Origin of the sequence: Snodgrassella alvi wkB2 (assembly GCF_000600005.1) — a bacterium.
GTDB classification, from domain to species: Bacteria; Pseudomonadota; Gammaproteobacteria; order Burkholderiales; family Neisseriaceae; genus Snodgrassella; species Snodgrassella alvi.
In genome coordinates this window covers 1,417,461-1,435,440 of sequence record NZ_CP007446.1, presented here as the reverse complement: position 1 = coordinate 1,435,440, position 17,980 = coordinate 1,417,461, and the positions used below count along the sequence as shown (strand labels likewise).

General features: G+C 43.0%; 17 protein-coding genes. 12 read left to right on the top strand and 5 right to left on the bottom strand.

Annotation, left to right across the window (positions count from 1 at the left end; all coding sequences use genetic code 11):
* Window positions 1-151 precede the first annotated feature (151 nt).
* Both metW and metX read right to left on the bottom strand, forming a co-directional pair.
* Window positions 152-748, bottom strand: a complete 597-nt coding sequence (gene metW / locus SALWKB2_RS06615; protein WP_025330891.1) for a methionine biosynthesis protein MetW — start codon at window positions 746-748, stop codon at window positions 152-154.
* Window positions 745-1,884, bottom strand: coding sequence for a homoserine O-succinyltransferase MetX (gene metX, locus SALWKB2_RS06610; protein ID WP_025330890.1), 1,140 nt, complete (start codon window positions 1,882-1,884; stop codon window positions 745-747). Before metX ends, metW begins: the two co-directional genes overlap by 4 nt.
* 81 nt (window positions 1,885-1,965) lie before the next feature.
* Between metX and SALWKB2_RS12720 the strand changes: the two genes are divergently transcribed.
* Window positions 1,966-2,148 carry a protein MIGRI gene (locus tag SALWKB2_RS12720; protein ID WP_025330889.1) on the top strand — a complete coding sequence of 61 codons (183 nt, stop codon included), beginning with the start codon at window positions 1,966-1,968 and terminating at the stop codon, window positions 2,146-2,148.
* Between the two features lie 72 nt (window positions 2,149-2,220).
* Here SALWKB2_RS12720 and SALWKB2_RS06605 read toward each other — a convergent pair whose 3' ends face one another.
* Entirely contained in the window at window positions 2,221-3,198 is a 978-nt protein-coding gene (locus SALWKB2_RS06605) for a malate dehydrogenase (protein ID WP_025330888.1), read from the bottom strand.
* A 220-nt stretch (window positions 3,199-3,418) separates the two neighbouring features.
* On the opposite strand from SALWKB2_RS06605, the gene SALWKB2_RS06600 reads away from it, so the two are divergent.
* From SALWKB2_RS06600 to SALWKB2_RS06550, 11 genes are all read left to right on the top strand, one after another.
* Window positions 3,419-4,183 carry a GntR family transcriptional regulator gene (locus tag SALWKB2_RS06600; RefSeq protein WP_158500018.1) on the top strand — a complete coding sequence of 255 codons (765 nt, stop codon included), beginning with the start codon at window positions 3,419-3,421 and terminating at the stop codon, window positions 4,181-4,183.
* A gap of 141 nt (window positions 4,184-4,324) precedes the next feature.
* Window positions 4,325-4,705, top strand: a complete 381-nt coding sequence (gene sdhC / locus SALWKB2_RS06595) for a succinate dehydrogenase, cytochrome b556 subunit (RefSeq protein ID WP_025330886.1) — start codon at window positions 4,325-4,327, stop codon at window positions 4,703-4,705.
* Window positions 4,702-5,049, top strand: a complete 348-nt coding sequence (sdhD, locus tag SALWKB2_RS06590) for a succinate dehydrogenase, hydrophobic membrane anchor protein (RefSeq protein ID WP_025330885.1) — start codon at window positions 4,702-4,704, stop codon at window positions 5,047-5,049. The genes sdhC and sdhD overlap by 4 nt, the downstream gene beginning before the upstream one ends.
* A gap of 2 nt (window positions 5,050-5,051) precedes the next feature.
* Window positions 5,052-6,821, top strand: coding sequence for a succinate dehydrogenase flavoprotein subunit (gene sdhA / locus SALWKB2_RS06585; protein ID WP_037395298.1), 1,770 nt, complete (start codon window positions 5,052-5,054; stop codon window positions 6,819-6,821).
* A gap of 12 nt (window positions 6,822-6,833) precedes the next feature.
* Window positions 6,834-7,538, top strand: coding sequence for a succinate dehydrogenase iron-sulfur subunit (locus SALWKB2_RS06580; RefSeq protein WP_025330883.1), 705 nt, complete (start codon window positions 6,834-6,836; stop codon window positions 7,536-7,538).
* The gene (locus SALWKB2_RS06575; RefSeq protein WP_025330882.1) at window positions 7,538-7,789 is read left to right on the top strand and encodes an FAD assembly factor SdhE; all 252 of its coding nucleotides are present in this window, start codon (window positions 7,538-7,540) and stop codon (window positions 7,787-7,789) included. The genes SALWKB2_RS06580 and SALWKB2_RS06575 overlap by 1 nt, the downstream gene beginning before the upstream one ends.
* A gap of 78 nt (window positions 7,790-7,867) precedes the next feature.
* A complete protein-coding gene (gltA, locus tag SALWKB2_RS06570; RefSeq protein WP_025330881.1) occupies window positions 7,868-9,151 on the top strand; it encodes a citrate synthase in 1,284 nt (427 codons plus the stop codon).
* Between the two features lie 187 nt (window positions 9,152-9,338).
* Complete coding sequence (locus tag SALWKB2_RS06565; RefSeq protein WP_025330880.1) at window positions 9,339-12,161, top strand: 2-oxoglutarate dehydrogenase E1 component; 2,823 nt, start codon at window positions 9,339-9,341, stop codon at window positions 12,159-12,161.
* Between the two features lie 66 nt (window positions 12,162-12,227).
* Window positions 12,228-13,445, top strand: coding sequence for a 2-oxoglutarate dehydrogenase complex dihydrolipoyllysine-residue succinyltransferase (gene odhB / locus SALWKB2_RS06560; protein ID WP_025330879.1), 1,218 nt, complete (start codon window positions 12,228-12,230; stop codon window positions 13,443-13,445).
* Window positions 13,446-13,596: 151 nt separating this feature from the next.
* Window positions 13,597-15,009, top strand: a complete 1,413-nt coding sequence (gene lpdA / locus SALWKB2_RS06555; protein WP_038648902.1) for a dihydrolipoyl dehydrogenase — start codon at window positions 13,597-13,599, stop codon at window positions 15,007-15,009.
* 221 nt (window positions 15,010-15,230) lie between these two features.
* The gene (locus SALWKB2_RS06550; protein WP_025330878.1) at window positions 15,231-15,791 is read left to right on the top strand and encodes a TIR domain-containing protein; all 561 of its coding nucleotides are present in this window, start codon (window positions 15,231-15,233) and stop codon (window positions 15,789-15,791) included.
* Between the two features lie 77 nt (window positions 15,792-15,868).
* Here the strand turns inward: SALWKB2_RS06550 and SALWKB2_RS06545 are convergent, their stop codons facing one another.
* Together SALWKB2_RS06545 and pncB are read right to left on the bottom strand one after the other, a co-directional pair.
* Entirely contained in the window at window positions 15,869-16,279 is a 411-nt protein-coding gene (locus SALWKB2_RS06545; protein WP_025330877.1) for an RNA-binding S4 domain-containing protein, read from the bottom strand.
* Window positions 16,280-16,387: 108 nt separating this feature from the next.
* On the bottom strand, window positions 16,388-17,626 hold the full coding sequence (gene pncB / locus SALWKB2_RS06540) for a nicotinate phosphoribosyltransferase (RefSeq protein WP_025330876.1): 1,239 nt from the start codon (window positions 17,624-17,626) through the stop codon (window positions 16,388-16,390).
* Window positions 17,627-17,980: the final 354 nt, after the last annotated feature.

The following is a 17,980-nucleotide window of genomic DNA, read 5'->3' as shown; positions in this document are numbered from 1 at the left end:
TATAAGAATACTATATAGATAAATGAATTGGTAATTATCAATCAGATTAGCTGATTTATGCTGAATATGATTTGTGCGTTTTTAGTGTATAAATGGATAATGTTGTTAAAGTATACCGGATACCAGCCGGTATACTTTAACTGTGTAATGATCAGCCTACGCGATAAAAGGCCAGACTACCAAGCAAGTTTGGCCAAAGAGAAATGCGTTTATTTCCACTCATCACCGCACGTTGCAAAATTTTTAAATGATTTTTGGCACATAATTTATCAAAATCCTGAAGGGTGCACCAATGAATGTTCGGGGTGTTATACCATTGATAGGGCATGCGTTCGGATACCGGCATATGTCCGCCCAGTGCGATTTGCAGGCGGTTGCGCCAGTAACCGAAATTGGGAAAGGTGACAATAGCTTCTGCGGCGACTCGTTTCATTTCCTGCAGGATGTTTTCGGTATTTTGCATAGACTGAATGGTTTGGCTCAAAACGATAATGTCAAAGCTGTTATCATTAAAATGTTGCAAACCGGCTTCCAGATCAGCCTGTATTACGTTGATGCCACGTTGCATAGCAGCTAATACGCTATTGGTATTAATTTCTAATCCATATCCCTGACAATTTTTGTGTTTGACTAGTGCGGCCAGCAGTTCTCCGTCTCCGCAGCCTAAATCCAGTACACGACTATTGGGTGTAATCCAGTCGAAAATCATTTGCAGGTCATCACGCAGTGGTACTGATGATATGTTCATTGTGTTAGTTCAGTGGCAATATTGTTGAAATAAATGCGGATAGCTGCCTGATAATCAGCATCTTCCATTAAAAAGGCATCATGTCCGTGAGCTGATTTAAGAGCAATATATTGCACGGATTTGTTGGCTGCTACCAAAGCATCCAGTAATTCCTGTGAGCGTCTGGGTGAAAAACGCCAGTCGCTGCTGAAGCTGGCTATCAGTATTTTTGCCTGAATTGCCGATACTGCGGCTATCAGATTACCATCATAATCACGCGCCGGATCAAAATAATCAAGTGCTTTTGTCATCAGTAAATAGCTATTGGCATCGAACACTTCAGCGAATTTATCGCCCTGATAGCGAAGATAGGATTCAACTTCAAATTCAACGTTGTAATCATACTGGTAGTTTGGTTGTCGCATCTGACGCCCGAATTTTTTACCTAATCCGTCTTCTGCCAGATAGGTAATGTGTCCCATCATACGAGCGATACGCAAACCTCGTCGCGGAATTTTCTGCTGTTGCGCGTATTGTCCCTGACAAAAATCCGGATCGGTAAGAATGGCTTGTCTGGCTACATCATTAAAGGCAATATTTTGGGTAGATAATCGTGGAGCTGAGGCAATAATCAATGCATGTCTCAGGCGTTGCGGTTTGTCGATTGCCCATTGTAATGCCTGCATTCCGCCCAGACTTCCGCCCATAACCGCAGCCCATTTATCAATGCCGAAGCGGTCGGCCAGCATAGACTGACTTTCTACCCAGTCCTTTACGGTTACCATCGGAAAATCAGCACCGTAAGCTTTTCCTGTGTCCGGATTGATACTCAACGGACCGGTGCTGCCGTGACAGCCGCCCAGATTATTTAAGCCGACAACAAAAAAACGATTGGTATCAACAGGTTTTCCCGGACCAATCATATTATCCCACCAGCCGGGGTGTTTATCATTTTTACTATGGTAACCCGCTACATGGTGATTTCCTGACAGTGCATGACATATTAATACCGCATTACTTTTGTCTGCATTAAGTGTGCCGTAGGTTTCAATCATTAATTCAAACCGGGGCAGAATACAACCGTTTTGCAGGGTGAGCGGGCTGTCAAAAGACCACTTTTGCGGGGTTACAATGCCAATGCTGTCTATTTCTTTCATAGGATTAGTTAAAAGAATAGAAAACTGGCATTATAACGACTTTGTCTGGTTTGCACAGATATAACGTGTTTTGGAAAATAAATGATAGGCCGTTTGCTGCGTCTGTTTCTTTTTGTAATGTTATTGGGTGTTTTGCTTAAGTATTTACTCGGAAGGCAGCAAAAACAGACGCTCGGATACTGGGTAAACTGTCTGGCACTGGTGTTGATAGTAATTAGTTCGCTAATATTGCTGATATTTGTATTTAAATCTATCTTGTATTAATCAGCATTAATACAAACAGGTGATAAAAAAGCCGGTCTGATGTTTCAGGCCGGCCAGAGATATTTTCAGTATTTAAAGTAAGCTGCTCACTTCTGCTTTTTCTTCTTCAAGTTCAGCCAGTGTCTGATTAATACGCTGCTGACTGAATTCATCAATAGGTAAATCCTGGACAATAGTGTACTCGCCATTTTCACAAGTCATGGGAAAGCCGAATACTATTTCTTCCGGGATGCCATAAGAACCGTCTGAGGGTACGCCCATAGTAACCCATTCTCCATTACTGCCGATTACCCAGTCATGAATCTGATCGATAATTGCATTGGCGGCACTGGCAGCAGAAGACAGACCACGGGCTTCAATGATGGCTGATCCGCGTTTGCCTACTTTAGGCAAATACTCTTTTACATACCAGTCCTGATCATTAATCATTTCTGCTACGTTTTCATTATCTATCCGGGCAAAGCGGTAATCAGTGTACATGGTAGGACTATGATTTCCCCATACACACAGCTGTTTTATTTTGCTTACTGGTTTATTAATTTTTTCTGCCAGCTGACTAAGTGCGCGGTTCTGATCCAGACGCATCAGTGCGGTAAAATTTTTTGCCGGTAAATCAGGGGCAGACTTCATGGCGATATAAGCATTGGTATTGGCAGGATTACCTACAACAAGGACTTTCACATCGCGGCTGGCCACTTTATTCAGTGCTGCACCCTGTGTTTTGAAGATTTCGGCATTGGCCTGTAATAAGTCGCTGCGTTCCATACCTTTACTGCGCGGACGTGCACCGACGAGGATAGCTATATCTGCATCTTTGAATGCCACTTCAGGATCATGAGTCGCAAACATATCGGTGAGCAGGGGAAATGCGCAATCCTGTAATTCCATCATTACCCCCTGGGCAGCAGTTTGCGACTGAGGCAAATCAAGCAATTGCAGGATAACCGGAGTATCAGCTCCCAGCATGTCACCGCTGGCAATCCGGAACAGTAAAGCATAACCAATCTGACCGGTAGCACCCGTCACGGCAATGCGTACAGGTTTTTTCATAACATATCCTCTTAAAATAAAAACACGACTATAAATATTTTTTCTTGTCTTAAAGGTATTTAATATGTCTGTACTACAAGAATTTGGGCTGTATGATAGCAAAATTATTTTCAAAATTAAATTAATTGAAGTAATAGATTGATGCTTTTTTGAGAATATTAAGTGAGTTTTTCTGTGTTATCTTATGTCTTATATAAGACTTTATTTACATGAGTTTGAAATGTCGTACAATAGATTTAAAATCAGTTCGCTTAAAAGACACATTCCTTTATATCAGTCTGTAATGCAGCGGGTTTTTCATTTGCTAGCTGATGGTGATTTCAAGCCTGGTCAGCCTTTGCCCAGTGAATGGGATCTGGCGAGGCAGTGGAATGTAAGTCAGGGAACTGTGCGTAAAGGTTTGAGTGAACTGGCGGCGCGGGGTATTTTACAGCGTTATCAAGGGGTAGGAACCTTTGTTACTCAGCAAAACTGGGACTGGGGATATTATCCTTTTACTGAAATTCCGGTATTGCAACAGGCTAAAACTGAACAAGTTTGGCCGGTAGCTGAAGTTCTGAGTGTGACTGTTGCTGTTGCGGATGAAGAAACTGCTATGCAGTTAGGTATAAAAATCGCAGAACCGGTATGGAAAATTATGCTGCTATGGCGTACCGGTTATATTGAAGTGGCGGTGGATGAATTATTTTTACCTGTTGCGTTATTGCAGGATTTAAATGTACGTTTTATGCGCCGCCGCCGTAGTTTTTATGCTTTTTTGTTGCTTGAGTATGATGTTTTGATGGATACTTCGCGACAATGGCTTTGGCAGACAGTTTTGCGTCCTGAGATTGCCAGACTGTTGAAGGCAGATATGGGTTCGCATGCCCTTTGTATCGGGCGTTTGAGCCAAAGTGTCGACGGTGTTCCTTATGAATGGCGCCGGCGTTATTTACAACTTGGAAATCAGTCTTTGCAATTAAGTGGCAGCTCTGCTGAGTACTGATACCGGTATTGTAAATAATTGGTGTGTAGTAATGTTACCTGTTTGTTAAAAACTGGGTCAATTGCAGTAAATTTCGGTTGGGTGCGGCTTTGGCCGCTGGTTTTGAGTTTATATCTTCTAATAATACAAGAGGAGTCACCGATGCAAAAAGAAAGGCCAGTGTATCTGGATATACAAAAGATACGATTACCCATTCCGGGTCTTGTGTCTATTTTTCATCGTTTTAGTGGTATCGCGCTATTTATCTGTATTCCGCTGTTTTTATGGCTGTTTTCAGGTACGCTTTCCCATGAATCTGCGTTCAATACTTATCAGGAGCTTGTGCATCATCCTTTGGTGAAGTGCATTCTTTTTGTTCTTTTGCTGGCATATGTTTACCACAGTCTGGCCGGTGTGCGTTTTTTGTTTATGGATATTCATAAAGGTACAGAACTAAAAACGGCACGCGCTTCGGCTAAAGCGGTGGTTATTTGTGCAATTGTATTGTCCGTTATTATTTATGGAGCGTGCTTGTTATCATGATTGATCGTAAATTAGCTGGCGCGCACTATGGTCTGCGCGATTGGATTATGCAGCGTATCACGGCAGTAATCATGCTGGTGTACTCAGTCTTGTTTTTAATTATGATTATCTGTTTACCGCACAGTTATCAGGAATGGCAGTGTTTCTTTGCTCAGACGTGGGTTCGTCTGATAACACAGATTTTTGTGCTGGCACTGGTATTGCATGCATGGGTTGGTATACGTGATTTGTGGATGGACTATATCAAACCAGCAGGTTTGCGCCTGTTTTTGCATGTTGCCACTATCCTGTGGCTGGTTGGCTGTCTGATTTATTCTGTTAAAGTGATTTGGGGGGTAGCATGAATATGCCCAAGAGTTTGCCGGTACGTCGTTTTGATGCAGTAATCGTAGGCGGCGGTGGTGCAGGGCTTCGTGCCGCTCTGCAATTATCTAAAGCAGGTTTAAATACAGTAGTGCTGTCTAAGGTTTTTCCAACCCGTTCTCATACGGTAGCTGCCCAGGGCGGGATTTCTGCTTCGCTGGGTAATGTACAGGAAGACCATTGGAACTGGCATATGTACGATACCGTTAAAGGTTCCGACTGGCTGGGTGATCAGGATGCAATCGAATTCATGACACGCCGCGCTCCTGATGCTGTAGTTGAACTTGAACATATGGGTATGCCGTTTGACCGGGTTGAATCCGGCAAAATTTATCAGCGCCCGTTTGGCGGACATACTGCTGAGTTTGGTAAACGTGCTGTAGAACGTGCCTGTGCAGTGGCAGACCGTACCGGCCATGCAATGCTGCATACCTTATATCAGCAAAATGTGCATGCAGAAACTCAGTTTTTTGTGGAATGGGCTGCTCTGGATCTGATTCGGGATTCAGAAGGTGTGGTAATCGGGGTTATTGCAATGGAAATGGAAACGGGTGAAGTTTTCATTTTGCATGCAAAGGCTGTACTTTTTGCTACTGGCGGTGCCGGACGTATCTATGCTTCTTCTACCAATGCCTATATGAATACTGGTGATGGTCTGGGTATGGCTGCCCGTGCAGGCATTCCTCTGGAAGACATGGAGTTCTGGCAATTCCATCCTACTGGTGTGGCGGGTGCCGGGGTGTTGATTACTGAAGGTGTGCGTGGTGAAGGCGGTATTCTGCTCAACAGTGAAGGCGAGCGTTTTATGGAACGTTATGCGCCAACTGTAAAAGATCTGGCCTGTCGTGATGTGGTGTCCCGTGCAATGGCTATTGAAATTCATGAAGGCCGTGGTGTAGGTAAAAATAAAGACCATGTACTGCTGAAAGTGGACCATCTTGGCGCAGAAAAAATTATGGAAAAACTGCCGGGTATCCGCGAGATTTCCATTCAGTTTGCCGGTGTGGATCCAATTAAAGATCCGATTCCGGTGGTTCCGACCTGCCACTATATGATGGGCGGTATTCCTACTAATTATCATGGTCAGGTGGTAATGGCCAAAGGTGATGATCTGGAAGCTCCGGTTCCTGGTTTCTATGCAGCAGGTGAATGTGCATGTGCTTCAGTGCATGGTGCAAACCGTCTGGGTACTAATTCTTTACTTGACCTTGTGGTGTTCGGGAAAGCCGCCGGCGATCATATGATTGACTACATCAAAAAGCAGGTAGCACACCGTGAGTTGCCGGCAGATGTTGGTGAAAAAACACTTGCACGTCTAAGCCGTCTGGAAAATCAGACTAATGGTGAAGAGGTATCTGAAGTACGTAATGATTTGCAGCGGTGTGTACAGTCACATGCCGGGGTATTCCGTACAGATGCTCTGCTGAAAGAAGGAATTGAAAAAATCAATGAAATTGCCGAACGTGTAGCCAAAACCCAGATTCATGATAAGAGTAAGGTTTGGAATACTGCACGGCTGGAAGCGCTGGAGCTGGATAATCTGATTGAAGTGGCTCAGGCGACCCTGGTTTCTGCTGAGGCACGCAAAGAATCACGCGGAGCACATGCTTCCGATGATCATCCGAACCGTGATGATGAAAACTGGATGAAACACACATTGTACTACGCTGAAGATCAGCATCTGGAATATAAACCAGTACACACTAAACCTCTGAGTGTGGAATACATAAAACCAGCTGAACGCGTTTACTAAGGAACTATCAAGATGGAAAAAATCCGCTTCCAGGTGTACCGCTATAATCCCGATGTGGATGATAAGCCGTACATGAAAGATTATGAACTCGAAATTGAACCGACTGATGTGAAGCTGTTGGATGCGCTGATTAAACTTAAAGCGCAGGATGACAGTTTGTCATTCCGCCGTTCCTGCCGCGAAGGTATTTGCGGTTCTGATGGTATGAATATTAATGGTAAAAATGGTCTGGCATGTCTGACCGATATTCGCAGTCTGAAACAGCCGATAGTGTTAAAACCGTTACCTGCTTTGCCGGTTATCCGTGACCTGATTGTCGATTTTACTCAGTTCTTCAATCAATATCATTCAATTAAACCCTATGTGATCAATGATACAGCTGCTCCGACACGTGAACGTTTGCAGTCACAGGCTGAGCGTAAAGAGCTGGATGGTTTATATGAATGTATTCTGTGTGCCTGCTGTTCTACTTCATGTCCTTCTTTCTGGTGGAATCCTGACAAATTTGTTGGTCCTTCAGGTTTGCTGAATGCTTACCGCTTTATTGCTGATACTCGTGATACGCGCACCAATGAACGTCTGGACAATCTGAATGATCCTTACCGTCTGTTCCGTTGTCATACGATCATGAACTGTGTGGATGTTTGCCCTAAACATCTGAATCCGACACGTGCTATTGGTAAGATTAAAGATTTAATGTTGAGAAGAGCTATCTGATGCAGGATTTTGATGATAATGCCAAACGTCGCATACGCTGGCTAACCCGACGCGGTTTACTGGAGCTGGATATTATTCTGGGCCGGTTTATGACACATGCTTTTGATCAGTTATCTAACGAAGAGTTAGCTGTGTTTGTGGCGTTAATGGATTTGCCTGATCCGCAAATTCTGGCGTTAATCAATCAGTCTGAGGGTTGTACTGACTCTGAATTTGAGTCTGTTCTGGCTAAAATCAGGCAGGCTCAATAGCTGTAAACACATTGCTTTTGTTAACGTATTTAAGTTTAGTTTATTTAAATAGAAAAATTGAAAATTAAGGAGTTATGGATGACTAAGAAAGCTATACTGAGCATTGAGGGGCAAGAGCCTTTTGAGATGCCGGTTTTGTCTGGCAGTTTGGGTCCGGATGTAGTGGACATTCGTAAACTGTATGGTGAGACCGGGACATTTATGTTTGATCCCGGGTTTACTTCAACCGCATCCTGCGAATCGAAAATCACTTTCATTGATGGTGAAAAGGGGCAGTTATATTATCGGGGATATCCTATTGAGCAGCTGGCTGAACACAGTGATTATCTGGAAACATGCTATCTGCTCGTATATGGTGAATTACCTGATGCAGTCGAAAAACAGAAATTTGAACTGGGTGTTTTGCGCCATAATATGGTGCATGAACAATTAACCTGGTTTTTCAGGGGTTTTCGTCGTGATGCTCATCCGATGTCAATGATGGTCGGGGTAGTAGGTGCACTGGCTGCATTCTATCAGGATAGTCTGGATATCAATAATCCAGAACACCGCCGAATTGCGGAATACCGCATGATTGCCAAGATTCCGACTCTCGCAGCTATGTGTTACCGCTACTCAAAAGGATTGCCATTTAATTATCCGCGGAACAATCTGACTTATACCGGTAATTTCCTGCATATGATGTTTGCTAAACCAACTGAGGATTATGTTGTTAATCCTGTGCTGGAACGTGCTTTAGACCGGATTTTCATTTTGCATGCGGATCATGAGCAGAATGCATCTACTTCTACAGTACGCATTGCCGGCTCTTCCGGAGCCAATCCGTTTGCATGTATTGCTGCCGGCATTGCCTGCCTGTGGGGACCTGCCCATGGTGGTGCCAATGAAGCAGTATTGAAAATGCTGGATGAAATTGGTGATATGTCCCGTGTTGAAGAATTTATGCAGGGAGTTAAAGAAAAGCGTTATCGTCTGATGGGTTTTGGACATCGCGTGTACAAAAATATGGATCCGCGTGCCAAAATCATGAAGCAGACATGTGATGAAGTGTTAAAAGAACTGGGATTGCATGATAGCCCTAAATTCAAGCTGGCAATGGCTCTGGAAAAAATTGCGCTTGAAGATCCTTATTTTGTTGAACGCAAGCTTTATCCGAACGTGGATTTTTACTCTGGTATTGTGCTGAGTGCTCTGGGTATTCCGGTAACTATGTTTACCGTGCTGTTTGCACTGGCACGCACAGTAGGCTGGGTATCACACTGGCACGAAATGATAGCTGACCCGAATCAGAAAATCGGTCGCCCGCGTCAGCTGTATACAGGCTCCGCTCGGCGCGATTATCTCCCGGTGGATAAACGCTAGTTATTTATGTATTCAGGCAGCTTTATTGCTGCCTGAAGCATACTGATGCTTCATCACCATGCTTATACGTGGTGATCTGGAATCGGTATGTTGATATGCGGTAATCTGGAATCGGCAATCGATTCTTTATTGGTAGGGGATAGTGATATTCCTGTTTTATTAGTTTGAGGTAAAAAGGATTTTTACCATGATGGAAGAACAAACCAATCTTTCTTATTTATATGGTGCCAATGCTCCTTATATTGAGGAGCTTTACGAGAGCTACCTAAAGGATCGTGATTCAGTTGACGAATACTGGAAAGATTATTTTGACAAAGTAGCTGCATTACCGGGCTATGTTGCCAAGGATATACCGCAATTACCGATTCAGGAATCTTTTGTTAATCTGTCCAGACAGCATGCTGCTACTCAGGGTAGTGTTGATTTAAATGTATTGCAAAAGCAGGTATCAGTATTAAATCTGATGAACGCTTATCGTATCCTCGGTGCGCGTAATGCAAATCTGGATCCGTTAAAACGCCGTCCTAAAGAATATCTGGCTGAACTTGATCCGGCACAATACGGGCTGACTGCGGCAGATATGTCTACTAAATTTTATACCGGCAGCGATTTTGGAAGCAGTCCTAAACTGCCTTTATCTGAAATTATTAACCGCCTGGATCAGACTTATTGCAGCACCGTGGGTGTGGAGTATATGCACATTACCCGGCCGGATGAACGCAACTGGGTACAGGAGCGGGTGGAAAAAGATTTATCAGTTTCCAGTTATACGCCTGAACACAAACGTCGCATTCTGAAACAGCTGACTGCGGCTGAAACGCTTGAACGCTATTTGCACACCCGTTATGTCGGTCAGAAACGCTTTTCGCTTGAAGGTGGTGAAAGTACAATTGTCGCCCTTGATTATCTGATTCAACACTGTGGTAGTCAGGGTGTTGAAGAGGTTATGATTGGCATGGCACATCGCGGCCGCCTGAATGTGCTGGTAAATATTCTGGGTAAAGAACCCCGTGATTTATTCAGCGAATTTGAAGGTAAATATACAACTACTTTGCCAAGTGGTGATGTGAAATACCATATGGGTTTCACTTCTGATCTGGCTACAGGTAACGGGCCTTTACACGTTTCACTGGCTTTCAATCCTTCTCATCTGGAAATTGTTAACCCTGTTGTCGAAGGGGCAGTACGTGCGCGGCAGAAACGCCGCGGTGAATCCGGTCGTAATGCGGTATTGCCGGTATTGATTCATGGTGATTCTGCATTTATTGGTCTGGGTGTCAATCAGGCTAATTTCAATCTGTCACAAACCCGCGGCTATACTACTGGCGGTACTATCCATATTGTTATCAATAATCAGATTGGTTTTACGACTTCTGATTTACGTGACACTCGTTCTACAGTTTACTGCACAGATCTGGCTAAAATGGTTGATGCGCCGATTTTCCATGTGAACGGTGATGATCCTGAAGCTGTTAGCTATGTAATGGGTCTGGCAATGGATTACCGTAAGTCTTTCGGTAAAGACGTGGTGGTGGATATTGTCTGCTTCCGTAAACTGGGTCACAACGAAGGTGATGATCCGATGCTGACTCAGCCAATGATGTATAACAAAATTCATCAGCATCCGGGCACCCGTTCTCTGTATTCTGATCGTCTGGTAAGTGAAAATGTCATTACCAAAGAACAGGCTGAAGGGCTGATTCAGGCTTATCGTGATGCACTGGATAAAGGTGAGCATGTTGAACAGACTACTCTGACTGATTATAACCATAAGTATGCAGTAGACTGGACACCTTATATGGGTACTCACTGGAATCATCCGGTTGAAACCGGTATTCCTGCTGCTGATATTAAACGTCTTGCTGAAAAATTTACTGCATTGCCGGAAGGGTTTACTCCGCATAATACGGTGAAAAAAATGCTGGCCGGTCGTATGGCGATGGCAGAAGGTACGCAGCCGGTAGACTGGGGTATGGCAGAAACTCTGGCTTATGCCAGTCTGGTAACTAATGGTAATGGTGTACGCATTTCCGGCGAGGACTCCGGTCGTGGTACTTTCTCACATCGTCATGCAGTACTGCACGATCAGAAACGTGAAAAAAGTGATGCCGGTGCTTATGTACCATTGCGTAATCTGAGCGAAAATCAGGCTTCTTTCTTAGTAATTGATTCTATTCTGAATGAAGAAGCTGTATTGGCTTATGAATACGGGTTTGCCTGCAGTGCGCCAGACCAGCTGGTTATCTGGGAAGGGCAGTTTGGCGACTTTGCTAATGGTGCTCAGGTTGCCATTGACCAGTTTGTCACTTCCGGTGAAACCAAATGGGGACGTTTATGCGGTCTGACGGTCATTCTGCCGCATGGTTACGATGGTCAGGGTCCGGAACACTCTTCTGGTCGTCTGGAACGCTGGTTGCAATTATGCTCTGAAGAGAATATTCAGGTTGTCATGCCGTCTGAGGCTTCTCAGATGTTCCACCTGCTGCGCCGTCAGGTATTACGTCCATACCGTAAACCACTGGTTATTTTCATGTCTAAACGTCTGCTGCGCTTTAATGAATCTATGAGCCAGCTCAGTGACTTTACTGAAGGCCACACTTTCCGCCCGGTTATCGGCGATCAGGTTGAAGGTAATGAAAATAGTGTTAAGCGTGTGATTTTGTGTGCCGGACAGGTTTACTACGATATCAATAAAGCACGTCTTGAACGTGATCTGGGTAAAGACATTGCGATTATCCGCGTAGAACAGTTATATCCGTTCCCGTACGAACAGCTGGCTGCTGAACTGAGCCGTTATCCTAATGCAACTGAAATTCTTTGGGCTCAGGAAGAACCGAGAAATCAGGGTGCCTGGTTCCAGATTCGTCATCGCATTGAAAAGATTGCTGGTAGCAAGCAAAAAGTTATTTTTGCAGGCCGTCCGGCTAGTGCCTCACCAGCAGTGGGTTACATGAGTAAACACGTTGCCCAGCTTAAACAGCTGGTTGATGATGCGTTGGACTTAAAGTAATCCGAATCTGTTATGAATAACTGGCCACTGTAGTGGTGGCCGATACCCTTTTTTTAGGAGTAATCCATGATTATTGATGTAACCGTTCCTATGCTTCCGGAAAGTGTGACCGAAGCTACCCTGATGACCTGGAATAAAAAAGTGGGTGATTTCGTACAGCGTGACGAAAACCTGATTGATCTGGAAACAGATAAAGTTGTACTGGAATTACCAGCTCAGCAGGCAGGTAAACTGGTTGAAATCATTGAAGCAGATGGTGCTACCGTAACTGCCGGTCAGTTACTGGCAAAAATCGATACTTCAGCTACTGCTGAAGCCGCTGCTCCAGAAGCAGCCGCTGCTGAAACTGCTCCGGCAGCTGCTGCAACTCAGACTGCCGCTCCGGCTAATCAGTCTCAGGCTGGTGTTGCAATGCCTGCTGCTGCCAAACTGGCTGCAGAAAAAGGTGTGAATACTGCTAATATTCAGGGTTCAGGCCGTGACGGACGTGTACTTAAAGAAGATGTTGCCGCTGCTGCTTCAGCTCTGGCTGCTGCTCCGGTTATGGCAACCGGCAAAGCTTCTGCACCTTCTACAGCCGGTGAACGTGTGGAACAGCGTGTACCTATGTCGCGTCTGCGTTCTCGTGTTGCTGAGCGCTTATTACAGTCACAGCACGAAAATGCTATTCTGACAACATTTAATGAAGTGAACATGAAGCCGGTTATGGATTTACGTAACCGTTATAAAGAACAGTTCCAGAAAGAGTATGGTGTTAAACTGGGCTTTATGTCTTTCTTTGTTAAAGCTGCTGTTGCCGCATTGAAAAAATATCCGGTTGTTAATGCTTCTATTGATGGTACTGATGTTGTATACCATGGTTATTTTGATATTGGTATCGCGATTGGCAGCCCGCGCGGTTTGGTAGTACCGATTCTGCGTGATGCAGATCAGATGAGTATTGCCGATATCGAACAGGCTATTCATGATTATGCAGTTAAAGCGAAAGACGGCAAGCTGGCACTGGAAGACCTGACTGGTGGTACCTTCAGTATTACTAATGGCGGGACTTTCGGCTCTATGATGTCTACACCGATTATTAATCCGCCTCAATCTGCTATTTTAGGCATGCATGCGACTAAAGAACGTGCTGTAGTAGAAAATGGTCAGGTTGTTGTACGTCCGATGATGTATCTGGCTCTTTCTTACGACCACCGTTTGATTGATGGACGTGAAGCCGTACTGACTCTGGTAGCGATTAAGGATGCTCTGGAAGATCCTGCCCGTCTGCTGCTTGAACTGTAAGCAAATAAACTGGCTGCTATAGTTAGTATTTTTATCTGGCAGGCAATAATAACAACCGTAATGATGGCCGCCACACATTATCAAATGGCGTTTGTGCCGCATTACGGTTTATTTTATCAGTCAGAAATATTCATGATTGAAAGGAATTTTAATGTCTCAATTTGACGTTGTGGTAATTGGTGCAGGTCCTGGCGGCTATGTCGCTGCTATTCGTGCAGCTGAGCTGGGCTTTAAAACTGCTTGTGTTGATGCCGGCTTGAATAAACAGGGTGATGCACCGGCATTGGGCGGTACCTGTCTGAATGTTGGCTGTATTCCTTCTAAAGCTTTATTACAGACCAGTGAAAATTACCATGCAGCGCAAACTGAATTTGCCGAACATGGTATTGATGTTCAGGTTAAAGGCTTTGATGCAAAAAAAATGATTGAACGTAAAGATGCCATTGTAAGTAAACTGACTAATGGTATCGGTTTTCTGTTTAAAAAAGATAAAGTAGAAAGTATTTTTGGCCGGGGTTCTCTGCAAGGGCAGGCTGATGGTTTATGGCAGATTGAAGTTGATACCAATGGTAACAAGCAACAGATAACTGCCAAACATGTAATTGTGGCGACAGGATCTTTACCTCGTCCGCTGCCTTTAACTGAAATTGACAATGTTAATGTACTGGATAATGAGGGTGCGCTGAATCTGGAAGCGGTGCCGGCTAAACTGGGCATGATTGGTTCCGGTGTCATCGGGCTTGAAATGGGTTCTGTTTGGAATCGTCTCGGTTCTGAGGTGACTATTCTGGAAGCAATGCCGACATTCCTTGCTGCAGCAGATCAGCAGGTAGCGAAAGAAGCTTTCAAAATCTTCACCAAAGAACAAGGTCTTAATATTCACCTTGGTGTAACAGTTAATGAAATTGTTAAAGGTGAAAACAATGTCACTGTTAAATATACAGTTGCTGGTGAAGAAAAAACTGAAACTTTTGATAAACTGGTTATTGCTATCGGTCGTATTCCCAATACTAACGGTCTGAATGCTGAAGCTGTTGGTCTGCAAAAAGATGAACGTGGCTTTATTGTTGTTGATGATGAATGCCGCACCAGTTTGCCAAACGTCTGGGCGATTGGTGACGTGGTTCGTGGTCCGATGCTGGCGCATAAAGCTTCCGCTGAAGGCGTTGCTGTGGCTGAACGAATTGCCGGTCAGAAACCTTTTGTAGATATGAACACTATTCCTGCAGCTATGTATACTCATCCGGAAATTGCATGGGTTGGCCAGACCGAAGAACAGCTAAAAGCTGCCGGTGTAAAATACAAAAAAGGTCAGTCCAGCTTTGCTGCCAACGGCCGCGCGCTGGGTATGGGGCAGGCTAAGGGATTTGTGAAAATTCTGGCTGATGCAGATACTGATCGTGTACTGGGTGTGCATATTATTGGACCTGTTGCATCAGAACTGATTGCCGAAGCCGTTATGGCTATGGATTTCAAAGCTTCCAGCGAAGATATTACCCGAATTGTTCACGCTCATCCTACTTTATCTGAAGTGACTCATGAAGCAGCATCTTCAGTTAAATAAGTTTTAAATAATGTCCAAAAACAGCCCGTATCCGTGAGGATACGGGTTTTTTAGTGGATTATTTTGTTTTGCTTTATTTATCTATTTATCTATTTATCCTATTTATTTGTCCTATCTATTTGTATTATATAATTATTTTTGTATGTTTTTGTTTTGTTTTATTGTAATATCTGTAATATTGCTATTTTATTCATTAGAAAAAACTAAATCAGGGAAGAAATATGGCGCATAATTACAGTATTTTTCATGTTGAAGAACCGTTCAATGAGCTATCTGCGGGCGCTTTAGCTCAAAAGGACTATTATTATTATAATCAGTTAAGAACATGGAAATTTAAGGATGAACTTTTTCCTTTTAATGATATACATCATAAAAAATATGATGTCCGTGACGGTAGCGACTGGGACAGTGTGTTAAAACCTCGTATTAAAGAGCGTCTGGACAAAGCTGATAATATAATTTTGTTTTTGAGTGAAAATACTTTTCAGTCCAGAGGGGTAAGAGAAGAACTGGAGTATGGTATAGGATATCTGAAATTACCGGTTATTGTGCTGTATGCAGATATACAGGATAAAAAATTTATGATGGTAGAAGGGAAAAAAGACATGAGTTTTAAGGTACATTATTTTATAAATAAGTTACCCTTATTCAAACAATTGAAATCGCAAGTTCCTGTATTGCATGTACCGCTAAACAAAGAAATGGTATCTAAAGCCTTAAAGAAAAATAATTTTGTTAAAAATAGTCATCTCAGTCCGAATAATTATATGCTTAATGATTAAAATATAATTATTTTAAGTCGTTATAAATTTCAATGTATTTTAGAATCTGAATATTATTACTTATCAAGGTTAAGGATTTATTCCTGCCAGTGTTTTTTTATTTTATCAAGTGCTCTGCGATCACGTTTGGTGGGTCTGCCGTCCGGATATGCAGCAGTTATCTGACTTGCCTGATTTAAAGCCCTAATCTCTTCACGCTTAGCGATGCTGTTGTTATCTTCGCTATAAAGTAAACGGGCTTCAGGAGCAGGGCGGCGCATATGATTTAATCGTTTTACCTGAATTTTATAAGGAAGAGAATTTAGAGTTAAATCAATGGTATCACCAATCTGAATATTCTTACTGTTTTTGACTTTGGCGCCGTTGACCTGTACCCGTCCCAATTCGATGTGTTTTTGAGCCAGTGCGCGGGTTTTAAAGAATCTTGCAGCCCAAAGCCATTTATCCAGACGCATTGCTACTGTGCTGATATTGTTGCTGTTATTCATATAATTTATATATTCCTGCTTGTAATCTTTATTTATTTTAGTTGCTGATAATTGTTGGATTAAATAATTTAGCTTATTTAAAGCAGATTTTGCGCGAAATGTATCAGTTTAATCCGGTTTAACAGAAATTTTGTCGGTTATATTGAAAACCTGACGTAAATAAGCCAAAAAAGTGCTGTTATCTGTCATGGTTTTACCCGGCGAATCCGATATTTTGGCCACAGACTGACCATTACATTCAACAAGTTTTAATACGATATTCAACGGGGTTAAACCCATATCATTGGTAAAATTGGTGCCGATACCAAAGCTGGTTTTAAAACGGCTGTTAAAATGAATATATAAGTCCCACGCGCGTTGTAAATCCAGACTGTCGCTGAAAGTCAGCATTTTGGTACGGGTATCTATTTTAAGTTTCTGATAATGGGCATAGGCTTTTTCACCCCAGATATACGGATCACCGCTATCATGGCGCAGCCCATCAAATAATTTGGCAAAATACAGATCGAAATCACACAAAAATGCATCCATGCCGACTACATCTGTTAAGGCAATACCCAAATCACCACGATACTCATGTACCCAAGCTTCCAGTGCCGCTTTCTGAAAATCACGTAATCGGACATCTAAAGCCTGAAAAGCCTGCAAAAATTCATGAGCCATAGTGCCAATCGGAATCAGATTGAGTTCTTTGGCGATATGTACGTTGCTAGTTCCTCTGAAAACGCCAGGAGCCGCCTCATGAAGGGTTTTAATCACATGTTTTTGCCATGAATAACGATAACGCCTCCGGGTACCAAAATCGGAAACAACAAAAGGAGAGTTGTAATGGTGCTGTTCATTAGCATAGTGGTGAATCAGTTCGGCCTTTGCTTGTAGTCGACGCTCTCCCTCTGCCAGTATTTCCGGAGATTCCAGCCGATGAAAGTACAATTCGTTAACAATAGACAGCACAAATATTTCGAAAAACATCGCTTGAATAATCGGTCCTTCAATGCGGATATTCAGGTATTGATTATCATCTACAGATGTTTTGATAAAACGCCGTTTTAGTTGAAACAGCTCCATATAGTCGACGAAATCACTTTTAATAAAGCGCAGGCTGCGCAAATATTGCAATTCATCTTCAGTGAATTTCATCTGGCATAGTCGGTCAAGCTCCCAGTCAAGTTCTTCTAAAATTTCACCAAGCGGGTAGGCTGTTTCATGATTGTTACGGCAACGAAACTCATAGACACCGGTTGCCTGAGGGAATTGATGCAATACTACCTGAAGCATAGTGAATTTATATAAATCTGTATCCAGTAAAGACTGGATAATGGGCGGACGGTTGGTATCTATGGTCATATTGCTGGAGCAATTCATAAAAATAATTAATATGTATTATGCAGAAATATATGTACTGAATTCTGTTTCAGGATTGTTACAGAATTTTTTATCCGCATCTCAAAATTTGAGCTCATTCATTTAACAATCCTCATTTATTCGGGTCTAAACTTTCCGCTTCTGTTTCCATTTGAGAAATGGGTTTTATCAGCATAGTTGTAATCTTTACCCGGCTGCTGTGCAGTTCGTTTGAATAACTGTAACATGATTTATTATTACAGTTGCGTTGCTTGAATATAATTTACTATCAGTATTGTTTCTGATCTGCTTTGGATTTGCTTAAACTGGGATTGAACTTCATTTCATGTTCAGCCG